This is a genomic window from Spirochaetota bacterium (genome assembly GCA_004297825.1).
In the GTDB taxonomy this organism is placed as follows: Bacteria; Spirochaetota; UBA4802; order UBA4802; family UBA5368; genus FW300-bin19.
In genome coordinates this window covers 74,565-98,081 of sequence record SCSX01000019.1, presented here as the reverse complement: position 1 = coordinate 98,081, position 23,517 = coordinate 74,565, and the positions used below count along the sequence as shown (strand labels likewise).

Annotated in this window: 26 protein-coding genes; 2 read left to right on the top strand and 24 right to left on the bottom strand. The window is 57.2% G+C overall.

What is annotated here, in order from left to right:
* The 8 genes from EPN93_04450 to murJ all read right to left on the bottom strand — a co-directional run bounded on the left by EPN93_04450 (nucleotide 1) and on the right by murJ (nucleotide 7,357).
* On the bottom strand, nucleotides 1–849 hold the full coding sequence (locus tag EPN93_04450) for an HDOD domain-containing protein (protein TAL38726.1): 849 nt from the start codon (nucleotides 847–849) through the stop codon (nucleotides 1–3).
* Nucleotides 850–1,032: 183 nt separating this feature from the next.
* Complete coding sequence (locus EPN93_04445) at nucleotides 1,033–1,413, bottom strand: PDZ domain-containing protein (GenBank protein TAL38725.1); 381 nt, start codon at nucleotides 1,411–1,413, stop codon at nucleotides 1,033–1,035.
* A gap of 119 nt (nucleotides 1,414–1,532) precedes the next feature.
* Nucleotides 1,533–1,784, bottom strand: coding sequence for a hypothetical protein (locus EPN93_04440; GenBank protein ID TAL38724.1), 252 nt, complete (start codon nucleotides 1,782–1,784; stop codon nucleotides 1,533–1,535).
* An 11-nt stretch (nucleotides 1,785–1,795) separates the two neighbouring features.
* Entirely contained in the window at nucleotides 1,796–3,070 is a 1,275-nt protein-coding gene (locus EPN93_04435) for a hypothetical protein (GenBank protein ID TAL38723.1), read from the bottom strand.
* 40 nt (nucleotides 3,071–3,110) lie between these two features.
* Nucleotides 3,111–3,593, bottom strand: a complete 483-nt coding sequence (locus EPN93_04430; protein TAL38722.1) for a hypothetical protein — start codon at nucleotides 3,591–3,593, stop codon at nucleotides 3,111–3,113.
* 121 nt (nucleotides 3,594–3,714) lie between these two features.
* Entirely contained in the window at nucleotides 3,715–4,938 is a 1,224-nt protein-coding gene (locus tag EPN93_04425; GenBank protein TAL38721.1) for an MFS transporter, read from the bottom strand.
* Nucleotides 4,939–5,073: 135 nt separating this feature from the next.
* Entirely contained in the window at nucleotides 5,074–5,580 is a 507-nt protein-coding gene (locus tag EPN93_04420; GenBank protein TAL38720.1) for a GNAT family N-acetyltransferase, read from the bottom strand.
* Nucleotides 5,581–5,773: 193 nt separating this feature from the next.
* Nucleotides 5,774–7,357 carry a murein biosynthesis integral membrane protein MurJ gene (gene murJ, locus EPN93_04415; protein TAL38719.1) on the bottom strand — a complete coding sequence of 528 codons (1,584 nt, stop codon included), beginning with the start codon at nucleotides 7,355–7,357 and terminating at the stop codon, nucleotides 5,774–5,776.
* Here murJ and EPN93_04410 point away from each other — a divergent pair.
* Both EPN93_04410 and EPN93_04405 read left to right on the top strand, forming a co-directional pair.
* Nucleotides 7,272–9,110, top strand: coding sequence for a tetratricopeptide repeat protein (locus tag EPN93_04410; GenBank protein ID TAL38718.1), 1,839 nt, complete (start codon nucleotides 7,272–7,274; stop codon nucleotides 9,108–9,110). The two genes, murJ and EPN93_04410, sit on opposite strands and share 86 nt — an antisense overlap.
* A 267-nt stretch (nucleotides 9,111–9,377) precedes the next feature.
* Nucleotides 9,378–10,748 (top strand): ABC transporter ATP-binding protein, encoded by a 1,371-nt coding sequence (locus tag EPN93_04405; protein ID TAL38717.1) that lies wholly within the window; start codon nucleotides 9,378–9,380, stop codon nucleotides 10,746–10,748.
* 7 nt (nucleotides 10,749–10,755) lie between these two features.
* Here the strand turns inward: EPN93_04405 and EPN93_04400 are convergent, their stop codons facing one another.
* From EPN93_04400 to EPN93_04325, 16 genes are all read right to left on the bottom strand, one after another.
* Nucleotides 10,756–11,103: an STAS domain-containing protein gene (locus EPN93_04400; protein TAL38716.1), complete on the bottom strand. Its 348-nt coding sequence runs from the start codon at nucleotides 11,101–11,103 to the stop codon at nucleotides 10,756–10,758.
* A 35-nt stretch (nucleotides 11,104–11,138) separates the two neighbouring features.
* Nucleotides 11,139–12,221 carry a 3-dehydroquinate synthase gene (gene aroB / locus EPN93_04395; protein ID TAL38715.1) on the bottom strand — a complete coding sequence of 361 codons (1,083 nt, stop codon included), beginning with the start codon at nucleotides 12,219–12,221 and terminating at the stop codon, nucleotides 11,139–11,141.
* Nucleotides 12,206–12,664, bottom strand: a complete 459-nt coding sequence (locus tag EPN93_04390) for an NUDIX hydrolase (protein ID TAL38714.1) — start codon at nucleotides 12,662–12,664, stop codon at nucleotides 12,206–12,208. Before EPN93_04390 ends, aroB begins: the two co-directional genes overlap by 16 nt.
* Complete coding sequence (gene rnc, locus EPN93_04385) at nucleotides 12,661–13,407, bottom strand: ribonuclease III (GenBank protein ID TAL38713.1); 747 nt, start codon at nucleotides 13,405–13,407, stop codon at nucleotides 12,661–12,663. Before rnc ends, EPN93_04390 begins: the two co-directional genes overlap by 4 nt.
* A 36-nt stretch (nucleotides 13,408–13,443) precedes the next feature.
* Nucleotides 13,444–13,680: an acyl carrier protein gene (locus tag EPN93_04380; GenBank protein TAL38712.1), complete on the bottom strand. Its 237-nt coding sequence runs from the start codon at nucleotides 13,678–13,680 to the stop codon at nucleotides 13,444–13,446.
* 173 nt (nucleotides 13,681–13,853) lie between these two features.
* On the bottom strand, nucleotides 13,854–14,051 hold the full coding sequence (gene rpmF / locus EPN93_04375) for a 50S ribosomal protein L32 (GenBank protein ID TAL38711.1): 198 nt from the start codon (nucleotides 14,049–14,051) through the stop codon (nucleotides 13,854–13,856).
* Nucleotides 14,052–14,212: 161 nt separating this feature from the next.
* On the bottom strand, nucleotides 14,213–14,923 hold the full coding sequence (locus tag EPN93_04370) for a tetratricopeptide repeat protein (protein ID TAL38710.1): 711 nt from the start codon (nucleotides 14,921–14,923) through the stop codon (nucleotides 14,213–14,215).
* Nucleotides 14,924–14,932: 9 nt separating this feature from the next.
* Entirely contained in the window at nucleotides 14,933–16,606 is a 1,674-nt protein-coding gene (locus tag EPN93_04365; GenBank protein ID TAL38709.1) for a S1 RNA-binding domain-containing protein, read from the bottom strand.
* A 62-nt stretch (nucleotides 16,607–16,668) separates the two neighbouring features.
* Nucleotides 16,669–17,349 carry a (d)CMP kinase gene (gene cmk / locus EPN93_04360; protein ID TAL38708.1) on the bottom strand — a complete coding sequence of 227 codons (681 nt, stop codon included), beginning with the start codon at nucleotides 17,347–17,349 and terminating at the stop codon, nucleotides 16,669–16,671.
* Nucleotides 17,350–17,351: 2 nt separating this feature from the next.
* Nucleotides 17,352–18,212 (bottom strand): prephenate dehydrogenase, encoded by an 861-nt coding sequence (locus EPN93_04355; GenBank protein TAL38707.1) that lies wholly within the window; start codon nucleotides 18,210–18,212, stop codon nucleotides 17,352–17,354.
* Entirely contained in the window at nucleotides 18,212–19,228 is a 1,017-nt protein-coding gene (gene aroF / locus EPN93_04350; protein TAL38706.1) for a 3-deoxy-7-phosphoheptulonate synthase, read from the bottom strand. Before aroF ends, EPN93_04355 begins: the two co-directional genes overlap by 1 nt.
* Before the next feature lie 45 nt (nucleotides 19,229–19,273).
* Nucleotides 19,274–20,323 (bottom strand): prephenate dehydratase, encoded by a 1,050-nt coding sequence (gene pheA / locus EPN93_04345; protein TAL38705.1) that lies wholly within the window; start codon nucleotides 20,321–20,323, stop codon nucleotides 19,274–19,276.
* Nucleotides 20,324–20,848, bottom strand: coding sequence for an SMC-Scp complex subunit ScpB (gene scpB / locus EPN93_04340; protein TAL38750.1), 525 nt, complete (start codon nucleotides 20,846–20,848; stop codon nucleotides 20,324–20,326).
* A gap of 164 nt (nucleotides 20,849–21,012) precedes the next feature.
* Nucleotides 21,013–21,810: a ribulose phosphate epimerase gene (locus tag EPN93_04335; protein ID TAL38704.1), complete on the bottom strand. Its 798-nt coding sequence runs from the start codon at nucleotides 21,808–21,810 to the stop codon at nucleotides 21,013–21,015.
* A gap of 111 nt (nucleotides 21,811–21,921) precedes the next feature.
* Nucleotides 21,922–22,281 carry a response regulator gene (locus EPN93_04330; GenBank protein TAL38703.1) on the bottom strand — a complete coding sequence of 120 codons (360 nt, stop codon included), beginning with the start codon at nucleotides 22,279–22,281 and terminating at the stop codon, nucleotides 21,922–21,924.
* Between the two features lie 160 nt (nucleotides 22,282–22,441).
* Nucleotides 22,442–23,512 carry a chemotaxis response regulator protein-glutamate methylesterase gene (locus EPN93_04325; protein ID TAL38702.1) on the bottom strand — a complete coding sequence of 357 codons (1,071 nt, stop codon included), beginning with the start codon at nucleotides 23,510–23,512 and terminating at the stop codon, nucleotides 22,442–22,444.
* Nucleotides 23,513–23,517: the final 5 nt, after the last annotated feature.

Genomic DNA, 23,517 nt, shown 5'->3' with positions numbered 1-23,517 from the left:
CTATTTCAGGAAGAGAACCGCTTTTTCGATCTCGTCGTTGATCGTGGACAGCGCCTCGAATACCATCTCTTCCTTGATGCCGAGCTGGTTCCAGAGCTCATCCGGCATATGCTCGATTTTATAATTTCCGCTGAATCCGACCTTCATGATTTTCACGAAATTGTCCGCCACCGCGGCCACCATCGAAAAAACCGCCGACTCGCCCTGTACTACGGGCTGATGGTGCCTTCCCATCGCGTAGAGGAGGTTGTTCGCGAATTTCCACTTCTTGCCGATCGCGATCCCTATCTCTTCATGCGTGAGACCCAGAACCCTCCGCTCGATCTCGGTGATGCCTTCTTCTTTTTTGAGAGCCTCATCGAGGATTATATTCATCTCCTCGGGAAAGAAATTGTTGATGAGCACCTTGCCGATATCGTGGATGAGACCCGCGATGAAATACTCCTCCAGAAGTTTGGAGTCCACACCCATCTTTCGCGCGATGAGCTTCGAGGCGACCGCTACGCCCAGGGAGTGTTTCCAGAATTCCTCGCCGTTGAGCTTCGTATCCTTGTTGAGCGAAACCTTGCCCAGGAACGCCGAGGAAAGCGCCACGTTCTTGATCGTGTTGAGCCCCAGCATGATCACGGCGGGCTTCAGGGATTTAACCTGCTGCTGGAGGCCGAAATATGCCGAATTCACCATGCGTATCACTTTGGCGGTAAGTACGGGATCGAGCTGAATTACGTCGGTGAGGTCCTGGGCGCTTGACTTCACGCTGTTTGCAACCTCGTTGATCTTGTGAATCACGGGAGAAAGGGAGGGCATGCGCTCGATGGAATCTTTGACCTTATCAACTACGCTTTTCATATCTTTCTTTCATTTCCGCACACGGTAAAGCTCAATGTGTCGCCCAATACAGGATGTCAAGCAGGAACAGGAGCCACAGGAGCGCGGTCAGTCCATACACCGCGCTCCAGGCGATTCGTTTTATTTTTTCCCGTTTCCCCTGGTACGATGGGGCCGGCCCGGATTTTATGGAAGCCGGCGACGTCATTGCAGCAGGACCCTGCCGCGCAGGGCCCGGATGATCATAACCTGCCCGCCCCTGTCGATCTGAAGGGTCACCATGGTCCCGGGTTTGCCGCGAAGCAGATTTATAACAATATATTCATGCTGGAGGCCGGTAAGCTCCTGGCCGTCCACCGAAAGAATCTTATCCCCCGCCTGCAACCCTGCAAGCTCGCCTGTCCCGCCTTTAAAAACATCGCGGATCACATAGGGCCTTTCCTTTGTGACCTTGCCTTCCCCGGTATCCACCTCTATGCCCAGTCCCCCGAACTCCTCCTTGCATGCCAACCCGGCAAGGGACAGAACGAGCGTGAGCGCCAGTAATATTCCACGTAGTTTCATTAAAAAACACCCCGAATTCATTGTTGTGGCGCCGCGCGGGGGTCGTCACGCGATGTACGCGGCGCGCCTTCCCCAATACTATTCATCAGCATCGATTTAAATGCAACAATAATTTAGGTTTTGTAAAGTCGCCCCCGGGCTCAGGGACGCTTTTTAAACTGGTTGATCATGTCGACCAGCATGGCGGTGTGCTCGGCGAGCATGTCCACTGCAATTGAAGCATTACCCAGTTCGGCGAGATTGAGATAAAGGTCAGCCAGCGCCTTACGCAGCCGGGAATCGCTTTCGAATATCTTTTCAAGAAGCTCTTTAGGGTATTGCGATTCCCCATGACTCGTCAGCTCGTTGAGGATTCGCTTGTGCACCTTGTTCAACAGATCGGTATTGTCCATTTATGCGGTATTTATTTCCCGCCGTCTCCTTTCTTTTCTTCTTTCTTATCATCTTTTTTATCTTCTTTCTTGTCTTCTTTCTTCTCCACGGCTTTCGCATCTTTTATCACATCGGTGCCCTTGCCTTCCTTGTCCTTCCCGCCATCCTGCAAGGCTCCCTTCTGCCCTTCCTTCTCCACGAAGTCCTCAACCTTAACCGTCCCCGCGAACGATTCGAGTACCGAATGCCTGGAGAGGCGCCCGTAATTGTCGGTATGGTGCGGGAGGAATGAATCGTAACCGACCGCGGTTTCCTTCGTTTCCTTCCCCCTGGCGGCCAGCACCTCGAAGGTGGCGCGTATTATCTTGAAATTGAAATCCTCCACGTAGTCCCGGATTACGTCCTCGGCCTTTTCGAACTCGGCGTTCAGGAGGTTGGACGCGACGGTCTTCTCATTGCGGAAGCGCACGCGTTTCTCGACTTTTTTCTCGAAACTCGTAAGCTCTTTTCCTTTCGTCTTTGCGGGCTCGGTTTTTTTCCCGGCGGCGTCCTTCGATTCCTCTTTGCGCGCGGGCTCCGCGTCGCCCTCCTTCTCGTACTCCTCGTAGGTCTTGTTGAGTTCCCCAAGGAAGGAATCCCCCGACTTGACCAGGAACCGGCTGTAGAACTGTCCCCCGCCCTCCCGCTCCATTTCGAAGAGATGGTTGAATATCTTCTGCTTTACCTCGTTCGGCTGGCTCTCATACAGGGCGAGGAAACCGTAGCGCTTGGCACGGCGCGCCATGTTGATCGCGTCCACGAACTTGTAGAGCTTGTATGAGTAAAGCTTGGGATTGGACGCCTCGCCGATAGTGAAATAATTCACGGCGACCGCGCGGTCGCGATACGCAAGGGTAAGGTAGAGTTTCGCGCGTGCCTGCTTGGACCGGATGATATCCGGCGCGATCTGGTCCAGTATGTCCTTGGAGTTTTCCAGGTAGGAATTCTTGAGAACGTCCGCCATAAGCTCGGCCTCTTTTTCCTGGCTGCGGTAGACGCGCTTGTATGCCCCCTTGTAATCGGACTGAAGGAAGGAAACCTCGGCGTTGAAGTGGAGCTGGTATATGTCCTTGAACTGCTCCGTCCGGGCCTCGCCGAAATTCGTTATGCAAACGTCCGCGAAGTAGACGAAATACTTGTTCTCGCCCAGAATTCTCTCGGTCGTGGTCTGGTCGGTGGACGCATTGCCGGTCTGCGCCCCCCCGGCGATCAGTGCGATTATCAACGCCAGTTTCAGGAAAATGGACGCCCGTGCTGCATTGCGCATTTGGTTTCAACCCGTAGTTTAATTTACGAAACGCCCGGTCCTAATCCGACACCTCGACGGGGTGCGTCGCGACCACCTTACCGTCGAGCAACGCCTTGATCCTGTACTTGCCCGCCTTGCGAAAGTATTCCTGGGGCAGATACGCCCCCATTTGAGGGAAACTTTTTTCGATCTCGTAGCTCACCTGTTTGTGGTGACGAAACTCGTTGTTTTCCTGCTTCTCGATCTCGATGGTAAAGAGACTGGAATCGAGGTCCTTGCTTATCCTGTTTATGAAAAAGTATATTTTGCCGCCGGTTTTGAACCGCTCGACCACGGGGTCGGAATCCGAGGTGATTTCGCGGTCGGACAGCACGAAATTGGCCTTGCCGTACTGGACCGAGAAGTAAATGAGATAGAACACCCCGATGAAGATGAGCGCCACCAGCGCCACCTTGATCACCAGGCCCAGCGAGCCCTTCTTGCCTCCCTTGACGGGTGACGGGACATTGCTCTGCTCAAACTGACCCTTGCTGTTGATCACTGTGCTACCTCCCCCCTGGGCGCCGCCCGCGGAAAACTTTAGGATGTGCTCCACTGCGGGAACGGCTCCCGATGTCCGTGCCCGAATATAGTATCGTCAAACCATGAAGTCAACAAATACCTTATTTCCGCCTTAGAAAAATAAAAATGATCGCGAACGAGGCCGCGGCGGCGGCCCCGCCAAAGATGAAGGGCGCGGCCGGGGACCACGCATAGAGAAATCCGGCGATCAGGCTCGCGGGGAGCAGGCCCACACCGGTCAACATGCCGAACAGGCCCATGACGGTGCCCCTGGACGCCGCGGGCGCGAGATCGGCGACAAGCGCCTTCTCGATCCCCTCGGTGAGGGCGTAATAGACGCCGTAGAGCGCCCAGAAAAGCCACAGGTAACCGCTGGTGTCGGCGCTCACGAAACCGAACATGATGTAGATGAACGCGTACAGGGCATAGCCGGCGAGGATGATGCGGGTACGGCCGACCCGGTCGGACAGGCTTCCCAGCGGGGTGGAGAGCACCGAGGTGACCAGGTTGAAGAGCATGTACATGACGAGCACGCCCGGCAGGCTCACACCCGCGTCCATGCTGCGCAGCAGCAGGAACTGGTTGCTCGAGTTGCCCAGGGTGAAAATAAAGACCGCGGCGAAAAATATCAGCAGGGAACGGTCCAGCCCCTTGAAGGAGAGCCTGGGCCGCGCCACGGTCCCCGGTTTCCGGGGCTCCCTCTTTTCCCTTACCGGGAACAGGACGAGAACGCCCAGCGCCGCCGGTATGAGCGAAATGACGAAGAGCACGTAAAATGCGTCCAGGCTGGTGATGGTCCGGCTCACCGGGTCGATGAATTCCATGCTTATGAAGTAACATACGATGACGCCTAACAGGGCGCCGGTATAGTCCATCGCCCTGTGGAATCCGAACGCCTTCCCCTTCGCCGCGGGATTCACCGATTCCGTAATGAGCGCGTCCCGCGGCGCGGTCCTGATCCCCTTGCCTACGCGGTCGAAGAAGCGCGCGAGCAGTATGAAGGGCCAGCCGAACCCTGCAAAAAGGTAGAGCAGCTTCGAAGCGCCGGAGAGGCCATACCCGGCGATCGCGAGGGGCTTGCGCCGCCCCAGGCGGTCCGAGATGTAGCCGGAATATACTTTAAGAATGCTCGCGGTCGCCTCGGCGATCCCTTCGATCATCCCGAGGATCGGTCCCGCCATGGTCCGTGCCGAGGCCATGACCAGGGTCACGAAGGCCTGGATGAGCGGGTATATCATCTCCGAGGATATATCGGTGAAGAAGGAGGTGAGTCCCATGAGGATGACGTTGCGTCCAAGACCGGTTTTCTTCGTGCTTTCTGCCATCGTGTCCCCCGCCCGTGGTAGTATCGGACCCACCCCCGATCCTGCATCCTGAGAAGCGTTCGTCAAATAAAAAACAATGGCGCGCACGGGCGGAGGTTCAACCGGCTACTCGCGGGCCGGGGGGCGGCCGTCCTTTCAGGCGAGGGGATGGAGCGCGCGGTAGCGGCTGTCCGCGAGCACGACCGAGGTCTCCACCTGGCGTTCCGGTATGGACCAGTATCTGGCGAGGAGCGCGTTCTTCTCGGCCTCAGGCGTCAGGACGAAACCGTTATTTTGATAGAAACGAACCGCCCAGGTCGCGTCGCGCCACGTCCCGATGAGAATGGGCCCGGTCGCGAGGGGAACGAGGCGGGCGAGCAGCCGCGTTCCCAGCCCCCGCTTCTGCGACGCGGTACGCGTGTAGGCGTGCCGGATGAGGGTCACCTCCCCCCTGTCCTGGATGCCCATGACGGCAAGGATTTCCCCGCCCTCGTCCCAGAGATGAAATTCGACACCGGAGGCGATTTCGCTTTTCAGCTCGTCCATGGGCATGTAGGGCTCGTGCCAGCGGTCCGCCGGGATCACTCCCTTGTACGCGATCGCGGCCTCATTCACCACACGGTATACCTGTTCCAGGTCGGTCTCTACAAATTTCCTGATCATAGCGTTGGTCTCCTTCGCCGCGGGGAAGCGGATTCGATTCGCGCTGCCGCGTGCATGATTGAAGCATGATCGATCGAAGTCGGGGGGTCCGATGCGCCGGCAGGCCCCCCTCGCGCGGGTCGAATGGGCGCACATTGGGACGGCACCCTTCTCTATCCTAAGCAACCGGGCGCGGACGGCGCTCCCCGCGCGTCTACTCCATCCCGCCCCGCGCTTTCCCGCGCCGCGCGAGCGCGCGAACCCGGGCGACCAGGAAGTCGATCTCCTCCACGCCCATGGCCGCGCACAGGGCGAAGTATGTCGCGCCGCCCGCCGCAACGACGACGCCCAGCATGAGCGCGCGCCGCAGGAAGGAGTCGCGCACCCAGTCCGTGTTCCACGATACGGCGAACACGACCGCGACCATTCCAAGGCTCGCCGCGAGGTACTTCGCGGCGGGCACGAACATTTCGCGGAAGCGGATCCTGCCGATCTTCCTTTCGAGAAAATACACGAGAATGCCGACCTGCACGGTCGCGGAAATCGAGTTCGCGAGCGAGAGGCCCGCGTGGCGCAGCGGCGTCTGCATGAGCGCGTATCCCGCCGAGATGTTGAGCACGAACGAGACGGCGGCGGCGTACACCGGCGTGCGCGCGTCCTTGAGGGAGTAAAAGGTCGGCGTGGTGATCCTGAGAAGTGCCACCGGCACGATCCCGAAGCTCGCGCAGAAGAGGGCGCGCGCCGTCATCTCGGCGTGATAGGCGGTGAACTGCCCGCGCATGAACAGCACCGATACGACCGCGGTCCCTACCGCCATAAGGGCCGCCGCCGCGGGGACGGCCAGAAACAGGGACGCGTTCGAGGCGCGTATGTAGAGTTTTTTAAGCGTGACCATGTCGTCCTTCGCCGTGATGCGCGACATCTCGGGAAGGATCACGTTGCCGATCGATACGATGAATATCCCGAGCACCATCTCGGTGAGGCGGTCCGAGTAATACAGGTAGCTGATGCTCCCCGAGGGCAGCAGGGAGGCGATGACGGTGCTCATGAAGATGTTCACCTGGTAGATCGCCGTTCCGAAAACCGCGGCCCCGATCATCCGGAAAATCCTCCTGATGCCGGGATGCTTCAGGTCGAGGGAGAATTTCATCCTGAAGCCCGAGCGCACCAGGTCCGGGACCTGCGTGACCGCCTGGAAAATTCCGCCCAGTATGACCCCCCAGGCCAGGCCGTGGAGCGGCTCGGAGAAGAATCCGCGGAACAGCACCGCCCCCATGATCATGCCAACGTTCAGGAGAACCGGTGAAAACGCGGGCGCGAAGAAATAATTATGCGAGTTGAGGACGCCCATCGCGAACGCGACCAGCCCCACCAGGAACAGGTAGGGGAACATGATGCGGTTGAGCCCCACCGTGAGGGCGAGCACGCCCTCGTCTTCGAACCCGTACGCGAACGCGCGGACGATCTCCGGGGAGAACACGATCCCCAGCGCGACCAGTCCCCCGAGGACGATGAGCATGATGGAAAGCGTCTTCTGTGCGAGCTCGAGTGCCTCGCGTTCGCCCTTGTTGACCAGGTAATCGGTGTACACGGGAATGAACGACACCGTGAGCGCGCCCTCGGCCACCAGGCGGCGCAGAAGGTTGGGTATTCTGAATGCGACGAAGAAGCCGTCGAGCGCTCCCGAAGCGCCAAAGTAGCTCGCGACGATCATGTCCCGCACGAATCCGAGGATTCGGCTGGCAAGCGTCGAAATCGCGACGATGCCCGTCGAACGGACAAGTGAAGAGGGTGCCATGTGCGCTCACTACAGGGCGCATGGCGGGAAGTCAACCCATTTTATCGGCGCATGCCCATTTCCGTCCCGCCGCACGCCGGTTAATTATCTTGACAAATCCCCTCCGCTGCGGATGTATACTTCCCACATGCGAGCGCACACATCCAACATGAAACCCCTGAAAATCCTCTGCATATCAACGATCGCCGCCGTGTCCCTGAGCATTACCGGGTCCGCCTATGCCGGCTACTACGATCAGGGCCTGTACTTTTACCGTGTCAAGAACTACGAGAAGGCGCGGGAGATGCTTATCAAGGCCGGAGAAACATCCAACGACGGGCACTGCTATTTTTTCCTGGGCGACATAGAGATGCAGGAAAACAATTTCGACAAGGCGCTCGAATATTTCAAGCTTTCCGTGAACCGGGTGATATCCCCAAAGTACCTGCGGCTTTCATACGCGAACATCATGATCATCCTCGAGCAGCGCGGCGATTATATGGGCGTCGTGAAGATGAGCAAAGAGATGTCCCTCAAGATGGGCGACGGGGACGCGCGGGTGCGCGTGGAGGCGCTTATCAACAAGTTCCTCTGGACGGACAATCAGGACGCCAAGGCCGAATACGAAAAGGGAATACGCTTCCGCAACCTGGGAAAAACCGACGATGCGGAATCTTCCTTCAAAGCCGCGCTAAAAACGGATTCCGCGTTCCTGGCACCCAAGTTCGAGCTGGGCCTCCTCTACCTGAAAGCGGGCAATACGACCGACGCGGTACGCTGCCTGAACGATGTCGCGGACAAGATCCCTTTTTACGGAGACGTCCAGGTGGTGCTGGGCGACATCCAGTTTCAGAAGGAATCGTACCGGCAGGCGCTCGCGCATTTCTCGAAGGCGCTCGATTACGGGTTCTTCGACGCCGGTACGCTTTACCTGATCTACATCAAGAGGGCATCATCATTCTACAATATCAGGGAATATAAAAAGGCCGGGGAGAGCGTGGCCGAGGCGCTCAAGCTGAATCCGAAATCCATGGAGGCGTTTTTCCTGCTTTCGGCAATCGATATCAAAGAAGAAAACTACGCCGAGGCGCTCAAGACCCTTGAGAGGGCCGAAGCCCTGGAGCCCGACAATACCGAGATACTATTCCAGTTGGGGAGCGTCCACTACAAGACCGCATCGAAAAAATACATCCAGTATTTCGACAGGCTGTTTGACCTGAATGCCGCCCGTCAGAAGGAAACGCCTCAGAAATACCACAAGGCATTTGCACTGCTCGCGAAGGCGTATCATGAATCCTCGCAGGACGCACGCGCGCTCGCCATTGCCGATAAGCTCCCGGAAAAGTACCTGGACACCGAAATGAAGTTCATGCTCGCCAGGACGCACGCCCAGCTTGGCAATACCGATAAGGCTATCGGCTACTTCGAAAAGCTTTCCCTCTCCTCGGACGACGATCGCTACCTGCTCTGCGCCCTCTACGGCCGTGCTGGACAAAAAGATAAGTCGAAGCGGATTCTCCTTGGATTGCCGAAATCATACCTTGAAAGGGCGCGCGGCGACGCTGCGCTCTCGGGAATCGCCAGGGATATCGACGAAGAGCGCCGCATTAAAGAGGAAGAAAAGCTTAAAAAGGAAGAGGAAGCACGCGCAAGGCGCGAAGAAGAACTGCGCATCAAGCGGGAAGCGGAAGCCCGGCAGAAGGCCGAAACCGAAGCCAGGCTGAAGAAAGAAGAGGAGAACAAGCTGAAGCTTGAGCCGAAGAAACAGCCCTGAAACCGGTCACGCGGCGATCTTCGCAGCGGCGCTCGCCGCCGCGTGCGGCGCTGTCGGCTTGAATTGTCTCTTTACCGCGTATTCCGTCCCGCAGATAGCGATGATCACGGCCGGGTCCATGGCATGCCATGTGGCGCAACGGGCCGGTTCCGGAGCCGGTAGCGTCGATTTCCTGGTTTCCGGTGAAACCGCGTTTCAATCCATGGCTGCGGTGATCGCAATCCTTTTCATATCGTCCCTTCCGGCCGTGCTTGTACCGGTAATGGTATGCGTCTCCGTTCTCGCGCGACTCTATCTCTTCCGGTTCCTTTCCCTGCGCCCCCGCGAAATCATATTCACGGGTGCGGTCATGAACGCGGTTCTTTTCCTGGCTCTGTTCTTCCTGACCGCGGCGGGAACCGAGGCGGCGACGCACGCGGCCGGGAACCTCATTCTCGGTTACGGCGCGATGCATACCGCGTCATTCATCGCGCCGGCGCTCGTCCTGGCGGGAATCCTGGCCGGATACATCCTCATTTTCGCCTTCCGAATCGAGATCGCGCTTTTCCTGCTCGGGCCCGACTATTTCGATCTGACCGGTTTGTCGTACGGAAGGGCTCGGACCGGTCACCTTGCGGCAACCGGCGTTCTCTCGGCATGCATGTTCTTCTGCGCGGGCTGGCTCGCGGCTCCCGCATCCGTCCTGTTCGGCCGCGCATCGTCCCGGGGAGGCATGGCGGGGGCTTCGGCGCTGTGTGCGGGAATCGCGCTTACCCTGCTTCTGCTTTTTGTATCGGACCATGCCGACGCCTATTACATCGCCCTCCTGGCCCTGTGCGTTCCGCTGGGACGTATGGCGGTCGACCGCTTTCGAGGCGAGGGTTCTCCGGTATGATGGAGGTCCGCGATCTCACGTACGCCCGCGGCGGCAGGATGATCCTTGATTTCCTGTCCGCGCGGTTCGAGACCGGCGCCGTCACCGCCATCATCGGGCGCTCGGGGTCGGGAAAAAGCACGCTGCTTTCCATTTTGTCGGGGACGCGGCGCACCTACGACGGAGAGGTGCTTTTACATAATCGCCCGATGCGCGCGCTCGGCCCGGCGGAACGTAATCGCGAAACCGTGCTGCACAGCGGCGTCCTCCCCGCGAACCCGGACGAGCGCGTGGCCGATTTTATCCTGCTGTCCCGTGCTCCTTATCGGGGGCGCCTGCGGTCATTCGGAGCCCTCGACAGGGAAGCGGCCCAGGAATGCATCGAGTCCTTCGATCTCGCCATTCATGCCGATAGTTCGCTGGGCGAGCTCCCGGGCGGCGCGCAACGGCGCGCGCTCCTCGCGTTCGCCTTCGCGCGATCGGCCGATTACCTTCTCCTGGACAATCCTACGGATGGCCTCGACCTGCATGGCGCTGCGATCCTTCTCCGTGCCATCCAGCGCTATACCATGAGGGGCGACAAGTCGATCCTGTTCGCGACCGGCGATATCTCGTTCGCCTCCCAGGTCGCCGACAGGATCCTTGTGATGGAAGGGGGCAAATTCGCGGAAGACCTCGCGCCCGACGAACTCGACGCCGATCTCATAAAAAAATATTTCGACGTGGATGTTTTAATTTCGCGCAACGTCTACAGCGGCAGGCCGCAGGTTCATTTCCTCTCGTAGGGCCGCATCAGGTGTAATACTTGAGCTTGAGCTGCCCCTCTTCTATCGTCTCGATGAAAATGAAATGATCGTAGATGTCCAGCGTGTCGGCGGTCTTCATGAGCTCCGGCTTCATGCCCAGGACGAGCACGCGTTTTCCCTTCTTGCGGGCGCTCACGCTCACGTCCACCATGCTCGTGAGCCCCGATACGGTGATAAGGTTCACGCGGGCCAGGTTCAATATCACGTTCGCCTTGAGGAGCAGGTCCTCGACCAATATCTCGAAATCAGCCCTGGTAAGGCTCGAGATGGGGCCCGAGAGATGTACGATCTTCACGTTTTCGCGGTCTTCAATTGAAAAATTGAGCGCGCTCATTGCGTTTCCCCGCGTGGTTTCGGGCGTGCCGTCCGTCAACCGAACAGCGCACCCAGCGTGTGCGCGAGTATACCCTCCTCCACCGGAATGTCGAATACCGGTTTTCCCGGCCCGGCCAGGAGCACCGGCCGTATCGAGCCTCCCGAATTTTTCTTATCATAGCGCATGTGGCGTACGATTTCATCGGCGCCGAAACTCACCCGGGTTTCGGCAAGTCCGAACTTGTCGATAAGGCCGAGCGCCCGTGCGCAATCGTCTTCGCGCAGCATCCCGAGCCTTCGTGAAACCAGGATTTCCGCCTTCATTCCCAGCGCGACCGCCTGGCCATGAGTGATGCCCCTGTACCCGGAAAGCGATTCCAGGGCATGCCCGACCGTGTGTCCGAAATTGAGAATCGCGCGGATCCCCTCCTCTCGTTCGTCCCGCTCCACGATCGAGCCTTTAAACCGCACGGAGTGGTACACGATCTCGTCGAGAACCTCAGGAACTCGCATGTCGGCAGCGCGTGTACGGTCAAATAGTGCGCGCAGCGGCTCGTCGCCGATAAGCGCATGCTTCACGGCCTCGGTGAGTCCGTTTTTTAATTCGAGGTCCGGGAGCGTCGCGAGCAGGGAAATATCGGCCGCCACGAACGCGGGTTGATGAAACACTCCCACGATATTCTTCCCCGCGGAAATATTTACCGCGACCTTGCCGCCCACGCTGGAGTCGACCATGGCGAGCAGCGTGGTGGGAACGTGGATTACCGGAAGCCCGCGCATGAACAGCGCTGCGAGAAAGCCTGAGAAATCCCCGACAACACCTCCCCCCACGCCTATCACCACGGATTTACGGGTGAGGCCCTCGCGCAGCATCCATTCGAAGGCGCCCTTCGCGAAATCGAGGCTTTTATGTTCTTCTCCGTCCGGCATTATAAACACGTGCCGGTCCCATTCCCCAGAGAGGTGAAGCAGGCGCTCCCCGTGCAGGCGGCGCACCGTTTCGGAGATCACGAGGGCCGTCCTCGCTCCCGCGAAGCGATCCATCGCGGCGGCCAGTTCCCCAAGGGCGCCTGAGCCGACGGCCACGTCGTACCCGGAGTCGCCGAGTACCCGAACGCGCCTTACAGGTCCATCCATCGCGCCCCCAGGTACACCCTCCCGTGGGATGAGCGCCCGAGCGCGGCGACAAGCTCGTCGTTTACCGGGGGGAATATCGTCAAATGGGAAACTTGTTCGGCGGTGAAAAAGCCGTAACTGTGAAGCCTGCGATCTTTGCCCAAGGTTATCCTGCCGCCGGCCTTTCCACAATGAAAGCAAATGTTCACGACATGGCGCCCGCTCGCCGGATTGATTGAATCGGACACGAAGGCGATATCGCCCGGCTGCACATCCAGCTGCAACTCCTCCCTGAATTCGCGCGCAAGCGCGTCGGGAAGCGACTCCGTATATTCGACGCCGCCGCCGGGAAGAAGCCAGTAAACCTTGCCGGCTTTTTGGTGCGCGATCAGCAGGACACGACCGCTTTCGATCACGATTCCCGCTACGCGAATCCTGGGACGCTTGCTTTTCCCAAGGATCATGGATTTTCCGTCCCGGCCAGCATCGCCTCAAGGGCCGCGCGCGCCGCTTCCATCTCCGCCTTCCTCTTGCTGCTCCCCGATCCGCTCGATATCCGCACGCCATTGATAATAAGGGTTACGGTAAATTCCTTCAGGTGGTCCGGGCCGGATTCCTTGACTACCTCGTAGACGGGCTTCTCGCGGTATTTTTTTTGAACATACTCCTGCAATGTGGTCTTGGGATCGCGATAGTACGAAGCACTGTCGATCCGCTCGATGTCTTTCTTGAGGAGCGAAAGTACGAATTTCTTGCTTTCCTTCAGGCCCGCATCAAGGTAGAGCGCGCCAATCACCGCTTCCAGGGTGTTCGCAAGAATCGAGTTTCGGCTGCGCCCGCCGCTGATTTCTTCTCCCCTGCCCAGCAGGATAAAATCCCCCAGCTGGATCTCCTTGGCGACCTTTGAGAGGGTGGCTTCGGATACCACGGCGGACTTGATCTTTGCGAGATCGCCCTCGACATATTTTTCGAATCTCTTGAACAGGTATTCGTTCACCACGAGCGCGAGCACCGAATCGCCCAGGTATTCCAGCCGCTCGTTGTCCTTCACGTGCGGACCCGCCTCGTTTATGTACGACCGGTGCGTGAGCGCCCTGTTCAACAGGCGCTTGTCGCTGAATTTCGTCCTGGTATTGTTTTGAAAGTGTGTGAGTTGCCGAACGCGCTGCTTCTTTTTGAGCCTGGGGTCTTTTTCCTCTGTTGTCATGAGCGGGTGGAAGGCTGTGTTCCGCTGACCGGCGTATTACTTGAGCTTGGACTGGATATATTTGAGGGCATCCCCGACGGTCTGGAGCTTTTCCGCATCCTCATCCGGTATCTCGATTCCGAACTCTTCTTCAAGGGCCATTACGAGCTCGACGGTGTCGAGCGAATCTGCGCCGAGATCGTCCATGAAAGAAGCGTCTTCGGTCACTTCGGACTCATCGACGCCAAGCTGATCTACGATGATCTTTTTTATCTTCTCGAAATCAACCGACATGACCCCTCCTCCGCATTCTCTCGTTTCTACCGGCGCGACCCCACACGGGCGCTAAAACCTGCACCAATATACCCATGAAGCATTCGCTGTCAAGCCTTTCTGCGTCATCCGTGGGCAGGGGGCACAGGATGTGCGCAAACGCACCCGGGCTCCCTTCCGCGCGGCGGGTATGACTACTTGGTTTCTTTGGTTCTTATTTTCGGTGCTACTACAAGTATGTCCTTGTAATATCCGCACGAAGGACACACCCTGTGGGGCAGTGCGTACGCGCCGCACTTGGGACAGGGACGCAGGTTCGGAGCACCAATGGCGTCATGTGAGCGGCGCATCCTGCTTTTTGATTTTGATTTTCTTCTCTTTGGAACAGCCACGGCCTAACTCCATATATCTTGATATTTATCGAATGTCGACAGTATGCAATTCTAACCAGGTGGATTGAAAGATAGGTGTAGTTATATTTACGTCCCCATTATGTCAATAGCAATTTATTCAAGGGAAGAAATTTTTGCCGGCACAAGAGACGGAAATTTCTTCAGGGCCGCGTATCCTTCTTCTCCGCGACTCCCAGCAGCATGATCCTCTCCTTGGCTTTCTGCGCGAACGGGGAGCGCGGAAATTCAGAGACAACCTTGTTAAAATACTCGCGTGCCTTGAAATGATCGCCTTCTTGCTCGCTTAATCGTCCGAGATCGTAGGAAATCTGATCTGAAATCGCGCTTTTGCCGTATTCCTTCTCGATCACGACATATATCTGTTTCGCCCCCTTAACGTCGCCCAGGTATTCGCATGAACGAGCCGCCTGCTGGAGTCCCATAGGGGCGAAAAACGATCCCGGGTTTTTATCCGTAAACCTGAGAAAGTAGTCTTTCGATTCCTTGTACCTGCTCTCGGCAAAGAACAGGTTCCCGATTATATAATATCCGAATTCGTGTACGTAGCCCCAGTAAGAAGAATCGACGATAGCAGCGAGCTCTTGTGCAGCCTTGTCAAGGGCAGCCCCACGCTCCCTGTCGTCCGCCGGAAAGCCCGCGCGATACTTGTCAAGCGCCTGTTCGAACTGAACGAGCTCGGTGCTTGCCCTGTGGTCATAGTAAACAACCATGCTCATAACGAAGATGGCGCCGATAAGCGTCCCGGCCGCACCGTATGCCACCTGTTTTCGATGGTGCCTCACGTAGTCCTTGACTGTCATGAGGGCTTTTTCGACGATGTTTCGCCTTATTTCAATTTCCCTGGATTCCATTGTCCGCGCCTATTCTCCCTGCTTCATCTTGATCAGATCGCCGATGGTAACGCGGGAGGAACCGGCGTTATTGAGGATCTTGGAGAGTACTTCCTTTTCTTCGGCCGCCTCGAGCTGCTTTATGCTGAGGGAGAGCCGCTTTCGGTCGACGTCGACGCCCAGGACTACGGCGCTAACCTGGTCCCCGGTTTTGAATTTATCCTCGAGATTCTCTATCTTGCGGCGGGAGACCTCGGATACGTGGACGAGGCCCTCCACATCGCCTTCGAGCTTCACGAATACACCGAACTGCACGACGCCGGAGATGATACCGGATACACGCGACCGGGGCGGATATTTTTCCTTTATCGCCTCCCAGGGAGAACGAGTGAGCTGTTTGATACCGCACGATATCTTCATCTCGTCCCGGCGAATTTCGAGAATCTTGAATTCGACCTCGTCGCCCGCCTTGTAGGAGTGAGCCGGATCCCTCGATGAATCTTCCCAGCTGATGTCGGACTGGTGGACAAGGCCATCGATATCGTCATCTATTCCCACGAACATCCCGAAGGAGACCACCTTTTTCACCTGGCGCTTCAGGACGGTACCTGCCGGGAAGCGCTGCTCAATGCTGTCCCACGGATTCGGAAGTATCTGCTTGAGCCCGAGTGCAAGCTTTCGCTCCCTCGAGTCGACGGACGTGACCATTACCTCGATCACCTGCCCTTTCGCAAACGTGTCCTTGGTGGAAATCATCTTCTTGGTCCACGAAACGTCATGCGCGCCCAGGAAACCCTCTATGCCGTCCTCTATCTCCATGAACACGCCCTGGTTCACAATAGTGACCACCCGCCCGTTCACCCTGTCGCCCACATGGTACTTCTCATCGATATGTGTCCAGGGATCGTCCACGAGCTGTTTCAATCCCAGGGAAATTTTCCCTTCGGGGCGATTGATATCGAGTATCACGAACTCGCGTTCCTCGCCGACTTTAATAATGTTCTTCTTCTTGAAAACACGTTTCCAGGTTATATCGTTCTTATGCAGGAGTCCCTCGACCCCTCCGATATCGACGAACACCCCGAAATCGACGAATTTCGTGACTTTGCCGGTGATCCGGTCGCCGGGTTTGAACGAGGCGGCGAGATTATTCCAGAATTTTTCCTTTTGCTCGTCCAGGTATTCTTTCCGGCTGAGGAGCAGTGATTTCTTTTTCTCATCGACGCTCTTGATCTTGAAGGTGAACGTAAGACCGGCGCTTGCATTGTTTTTTACCTTCACATCACCCGCATGCGAAAAGGGGAGAAAAGCCTGAATCCCCTCGACATCGACGATTACGCCCTTGTTGCTGGAGCTGAGTACGGTCCCCGACACATGCTGGGCGCCGCTTTTCACCAGGTCGACGAACGTCTGCCAGCCTTTTTCCCTGAGCGCGGCCTCGTGCGAGAAGATGTACATGCCGTCAACCATACGGCTGTTCTGCAGCATTATGTCGATAACATCTCCCACGGCCGGACGGTTCTTGAATTCTTCCAGGCTCACCCGCCCGTCGGACTTTGTCCCCACGTTGACATAAACAAAATCGTTGTCTATGGTGACTATTTCTCCCTGTAACATCTTACGGGGCGGGATGGATTCCAGCGCGCTCTTGGCGATGTTTTCCATGCTGATCTGTTCATCGGTCTTTTCACGTGCGTCGCTCATGAGCCGTAACCCTTGCGTCTATAGTGTTGATGAAAAAAAGCGCTGATTCATGGAGATGCTGTTCATCTCGCCCTGCCGGAGATATAATCGACCAGATATTCCACCACTTCGTCCCTGTTCATTGAGGAGGTTTCCAGGTAATGCGCATCGTCCGCTCTGACGAGACGACCGAAGGGACGCGAGGTATCCTCCAAGTCTCTCTGGATAATCTGCTTTCTTATAGCCTCTGCGTCAACCGTTTTTCCCTGTCCCTGATACTCCCTGACCCTCCTCAGAGAGCGTACCTCCGCGGTAGCGTCAAGAAATATTTTAACATCCGCGTCCGGGAAGACCACGGTGCCGATATCCCTCCCATCCATGATGATCGATGCGCTTCCCGCCCAGGATCGCAGAAGCGCGTTAACGAATCCTCGAATGCCGGGATCATCGGACACCACGCCGATATTTTTCGCGATCATTTCACTCCGTATGGGGCCGGATACGTCATCACCGTTCACAAAGGTGCTCACGGTTCCATCATCGTTAAAGCGCTGCGCAATGACGAGGTTTTTAATCTCCCCGGCATAATCGACCCCCGTCCGTAACGAATCCCTGTTTCTCAGGAGGTACCAGGTGATCGCCCGGTACAGCGCGCCGGAATCGATATAGTGCAGATGCAGCCGACGCGCCGCGTCCCTGCACACGCTGCTTTTCCCCGACCCGGCGGGCCCATCCACCGCGACCACAAGACGCCTGCCTTCCATCGCTAAATTCCCTTCCTAAGCTCCCGCGCGCGGTCGAAAAAATCCGCAATCATCCGCGGGTCCCCGTTCGCTTCGATACGGGCGATTACGTCCTCGATAATCTTGATAGTGTCCCGGGCAGCGGCCGCGATATTCGTACCATTTGCCGCGAAGATATCCGCCCACATCTCGGGGGAACCGGCCGCGATCCGTGTAACGTCGCGGAAGCCGTTTCCCATGAAATTAGTCAGGCCGGGCCCCATTGATTCCGCCAGTCCCCCGATGGCATGCATTGCGGAACAAGCCAGGAGATGGGGCAGGTGGCTGGTTCGGGCAACGACGCTGTCATGAAACGATGCCTCCGCCTCGACCACCACGGCCCCGAGAGACCGCCAGAACCCGGCCACCTTTTCTATATCCCCCCGCGCATTGCGTGCGTGCGGGGTGATTATCACCGGTGCCTGGTTATACAAGTCGTGCCTGCTCGCCCCGTATCCCGTCCTTTCCGAACCCGCCATCGGGTGACACCCGACAAACCTGTCGGCCCTTGGGTTGGCCAGGGCCGCTTCGACGATGGGCGACTTGACGCTCCCCACGTCGATCACCAGCGAGGTCGCACCGAGCCCGCTGTCATTCAGGATGGTGTTTAACAATTCGATCGAGTGAAATACCGGGGTGCAGATAATGAGGAGATCGATCCCATCGAGGCGCGCGGCCTCCATCGAGATCACCCTGTCGATGACGCGCCCGCGCAGCGCGTCTCCGAGCTTTCCGGGATCGCGCGCGAATGCGATGATTTCGCCCTGGTGCGATATGCTTCTGAGACCCCGGCAGATCGATCCGCCAAGCAAACCCAGTCCGAAGACCGCGATTCGGGAAAACATCAATAAATATCCCGATCGAGCGCCTGTGCAAGTTTCTTGAGTCCGGCTATAAGGTCAACAAGGGTCTTGAAATCGATTGTCTGCTGGCCGTCCGAATGCGCATCTTCGGGATTGGGGTGCGCCTCCAGGATAAGGCCGTCGGCGCCCGCGGCGATGAAGGCCCGCCCCGCGGCGGGTACGTAATCCTTGATGCCCATCGCGTGACTCGGATCGCACACCACCGGGAGATGGCTCAGGTCCTTGATGATAGGCACGACCCCCGCATCGAGGGTGTTGCGCGTAATATCTTCGAAAGTCCGTATGCCGCGCGGGCAGAGAACGACCTTTTTATTCCCGTTGGACAGAATATATTCCGCGGACATCAGGAATTCATTGACGGTTGCGCTCATGCCCCGCTTCAGGAGCACCGGCTTGTCGATCTTGCCGACCTCTTTTAGCAGGTTGTAGTTCTGCATATTTCGCGTGCCTATCTGCAAAATGTCGGCGTGCTCGGCGACCACGCCGACGTCGCGCGGATCCATAACCTCGGTCACGATCGGAAGGCCCGTTTCCCGTTTCGCCTTCGCAAGAAATTTAAGCCCCTCGACGCCGAAACCCTGGAATGAATACGGTGAGGTCCTTGGCTTGTACGCGCCGGCACGGAAGATGCTCGCCCCCGCCTTCTTTACCATCATCGCATGTTCGATAACCGCCTTCTCGCCCTCGACCGAGCAGGGCCCCGCCATCACCACAATTTTATTCCCGCCTATTTCGACGTCGTCCACCCTGATCACGGTGCGGTCCGGGTGCGTTTCGCGACTGACGAGCTTGAACGGCTTCAGGATGGATTTTACGGATTCGACGCCCGCCAGGGCCTCAAGGGGCTGTTCGCGGAGGACATCCTCGTCCCCGATCACCGTGATGATGGTCCGATGAACACCTTGCGACACATGAGGCTGAAGCTTGAGCGACTTGATTTTATCGACTATATGGTCGACTTCTTCCTGGGAAACGTTCGGCTTGAGTACAATGAGCATATCGGACTCCGGTGGCGAGTGATCCCCGCGCCTCGCGGGCGTGTGCTAGTTTTCGATCGGATATGACCCAAGAATCTTAAGGAATATAAGGTCATCCCTCATTTGTTCGATAACTTTAACGACGTCCTTACTATTCCTGTGACCGATGAAGTCAATGAAAAAATTGTACTCCCACATCTTTTTCTTGTCCGGCCGGGATTCGATCTTCGTCATATTAATCCCCGCATCGCTGAAGGGCTGTAACATGTTGTAGAGCGCCCCCGGCTTGTCCTTGAGGGCGCACACGATGGAGGTCTTGTCTCTTCCCGTGGGGGGATTGTCGGTCCTTCCGATCACCAGGAAGCGCGTGTGATTCTGCTTCGAATCCTCGATGCCGGTCGCAAGCACGTTCAGCCTGTTGATTTCCGCGCTCACCTCGGAGGTAATCGCCCCGGAAAGCTTGTCCCATGAAGCGGTTTCCGCCGCCAGTGCGTTCGAGTTCACGTGATGCAATTCCGCGTTTGGAAGGTTTTTCCTGATCCACTCCTTGCACTGGCCGAACGACTGCGGATGGGAATAAAGCTTCTTGATCGACTTCATGTCTTTGGCCACCGAGGCCAGGCTGTACGAAATCCGAAGGGATTTTTCCGCGACTATTTTCAAGTCGGTATCGAGCAGCTCGTCCAGGGTATAGGTTACCGCGCCCTCGGTGCTGTTTTCGACGGGCACGACGCCGCAGGTGACGCGACCCGTCTCCACCTCGGTGAAGACGTCGTGTATCGTCTTCATGGGAATCGCCTGTGCCGTTTCGCCGAAAATATCGCGCAGGGCCAGGTGGGTGAAGGTCCCTGCGGGTCCAAGATAGGCGATTGTCACCGGCTTCACGAGGTCGGAGGCGTGCGTCAGGAGCTCCGTGTAGATGCGCTTGAACAGCTCGCTCGAGAGAGGTCCCTTGTTCATCGATTCGATCATTTCGAAAAGCCTGCCCCTGTCGGCGGGCGCGAAAAGCTGGGAGGCATCGGCACCGGTCCGCTTCAACTCCTCGATGTACGCGGCGAAACGCCGCGATATGAGGTCAATGATTTGTTTGTCAAGATCGTCGTATCCGTCGCTCATTTACTCCTCGCTTTCGAACGAGAATTCTTTGATTTCCGAGAGACGCGGAAGGTCGGAGAGCTTGTTGAGCCCGAAGTAACGGAGAAACTCGTCGGTCGTCCCGTAGGCGAGCGGCCGTCCGGGCAGCTCTTTCCGGCCCACCGGCTTGATCAGGTTCCTCTTCATCAAATTTGCGACCATCATTCGGGACGAGACCCCCCTGAGCTCCTCGATCTCCGCCATCACCACCGGCTGCTTGTAGGCGATGATGGACAACGTCTCGAGCATGCCCTTGGAAAGACCCTCTTTCCTGGTAAAGCCCATTATCCGGCGGAGCTTTTCCGCATAACGGCTATCCGTGACGAACTGGTACCCGTTCGAAATCTGGACGAGCTTCAGTCCGCCGTGACGATCCTCGAATTCGTCGACCAGGGAATCAAGGATTATCTTGGCATGGGTGGAATCGACCCCCAGGTTTTTCACAAAAAACGAAAGCGGCAGGGGGTCGTTGGAAAGGAACAGGACCGCCTCGAAGAGCCCGTGCATCTCGGCCTCCTCGCTCTCCGCGGCCGGCTCCTCGTCCGCCACAATGACCGGGCGGTCTTCACGCGACCCGGCCCGGCCCGGGAGGTCCTTCTTGTCGCCCTTGCGCATTTCCGTATCCACGGTGCCGGGCATGTCTTCGTCCTTCGGGGTCTCTGTTTTTTCGTTCATTCTGTTTTATCTTCTGCGAGCCGGTCTTCCGCCGCGGGATCAAAATTCCTTACAATTCGGATGTCACCGAACACCCGGTGCTGCATCACCCGGATACGCGCGGTCTTCGCCATTTCCAGTATCGCAAGGAAGGTTGCCACGATCTCGCCGCGGCTTGGCCTGTCGGGAAATATATCGAGGAAGAGTATCTGTTCGCTCTTCCGAAGCATGTCCATGATGAATATAATCCTGTCGCTGACGAGTATTTCGTCAAATACAATTTCTTTCTGCTCAATTTCGCCCCGCGAATCCATGATATCCGCGAATGCGCTCAGGAGATCGAAAAGGGAAACCTCGATCAGTTCTTCTTCCCGGAACATGCCCTTGAGCTCGTTTTCCCGCACGTAGGAATCGGCCTGCATCTCGAAATGTGTGCGCAGTTCCCGCGACGCGGTCTGGTATTTCTTGTATTCGAGCAGTTTCTGGATAAGTTCCGGAGGCAGGGGCGGGACAAAGTATTCGTCCTCCAGGTCGCCCCCCGGGAGCAGGGCCTTGGACTTGTAATAGAGGAGCTCGGAGGCCATGACGATAAAATCGGCCGCGACCTGTATGTTCAGCTTCTCCATGAGCTTGAGGTATTCAATATATTGCTCGGTTATGCCGGATATTGAAATCTCGGTGATGTCGATCTTCGCCTTTTTAATGAGGCTCCAGAGCAGGTCCAGCGGCCCATCGAAATTCTCCACGTGGATGACATATCCCCCGCCGGGGGCGTCTTCCTGTGTCACCTCGATTTCTTCGGTATGTTCACTCATTGCGCGTTTTTTCAATCCTGGAATACCATAAACGGAGAGGTAATCTCTCCGTTCTTTGCAACACTTTTATTTTTCCTGTCGGGAAAAGCAGTCGGACGGGCCGCGGGTCGTTCAGGCGAGGGCTTTCTCCGCCGCCTTTTGAAGTCTTTCCGGCGGGAATGGCTTCACGACAAAATCCTTTACGCCGATTTTAATGGCCTTCGTGAGCAGGTTCTCCTGGCCCAGGGCGGTAACCATGATTATCCGGGCCTTCTGGTCGAGCACCAGTATCTCCTCTGCGGCCTGAATGCCGTCTTTCTCCCTCATGGTGATATCCATGGTGACCAGATCGGGCTTAAGCTTCTTATAGAGCTCCACGGCCTGATTGCCGTTCTCCGCTTCCCCTATCACCTCATGGCCAAGGGGTACGAGAGCGTCCTTTACCAGGGTCCGCATGAATTTCGCATCATCAACTATCAGGATCGTCGCCATTGCCCTTCTCCAATTTCAGAGATATGTCACCGCAGGGAAAACAGGCCAAGAATCGCATCTCGCGGATAACAGTGTAATCCCCTCATGTTCAGTATTCAACTAAAATTTATCGGGCCCGGGTAAATAATTCACGCAAGCCTTATTTTATTATAACGCCCCTCTATAAATGTTCAACTATTTTGCCGGGTATCTCGACCAGGGGAACGATATCGGCCACCGCTCCTATCTGTACCGCCACCCTGTTCATCCCGTATACGACCGAGGTCTCCTCATTCTGTGCAAGGGTGAAGCCGCCCTTCGTCTTGATCCTGAGCAGGCCGTCCGCGCCGTCCCTTCCCATGCCCGTCATGATTACCCCCACCGAGTTCCGGCCGAAGGCATCGGCGACCGAATCAAAAAGCACGTCAATGGACGGCCTGTGGCCGTTCACCTTGTCCGACTGGAATACGCGCAGGATATGCGCACCCCCCGCGGATTCGACGCGCATGTGGGAGTGCCCGGGGGCGATATAGCCGCATCCCGGCAGGACGCGGTCTCCCTCCTCGGCTTCTTTCACCTTGAGATGAGAGTTGTTGTCAAGGCGCTCCGCGAACGCCTTGGTGAATCCTTCGGGCATATGCTGAACGACCAGAACCGCGCTCGGCATTTTTTCCGGCAATCGCTGGAATATGCTGAGCAGCGCCGAGGGGCCGCCCGTGGATGTACCGATCGCGACGATCTTGTCGGACTTTCCGGGAGGTGCGGGCAGGGGTGCGAGGTGCAGTTCCGTCCTGGGGGTTGAAGGGTCGTGGCGCGCCAGCGCCGGGTGTCCGGGATGGGGCGCAATCTTCGAGCGCCATACCGATTTCACCTTGGAAATGAGAAGCTCCGCGATATCATCGACCGTAAGTGAAAGCGATGTGGAGGGTTTGGGAATGAAATCCACCGCGCCATATTCCAGCGCCTTGAACGTGGCCTCGGCGCCGTACTGGGTGAGCACGCTCATCATTATTACCGGCTTGGGCTTTGTCGTGATGATTTCTCGCAAAGCCTCCAGGCCGTCCATGATGGGCATCTCGATGTCCATCGTGATGACGTCCGGGTTCAGCGTTTCGTTCTTGATGACCGCGCTCTTCCCGTTGTTGGCGGTACCCACCACTTCAATTTCCGGGTCGCGCTGCAGCACGTCGCTGATTATCTTTCGAACCAGGGCGGAATCGTCAACGACCAGTACCTTGATCTTTTCTCCCATGGTTA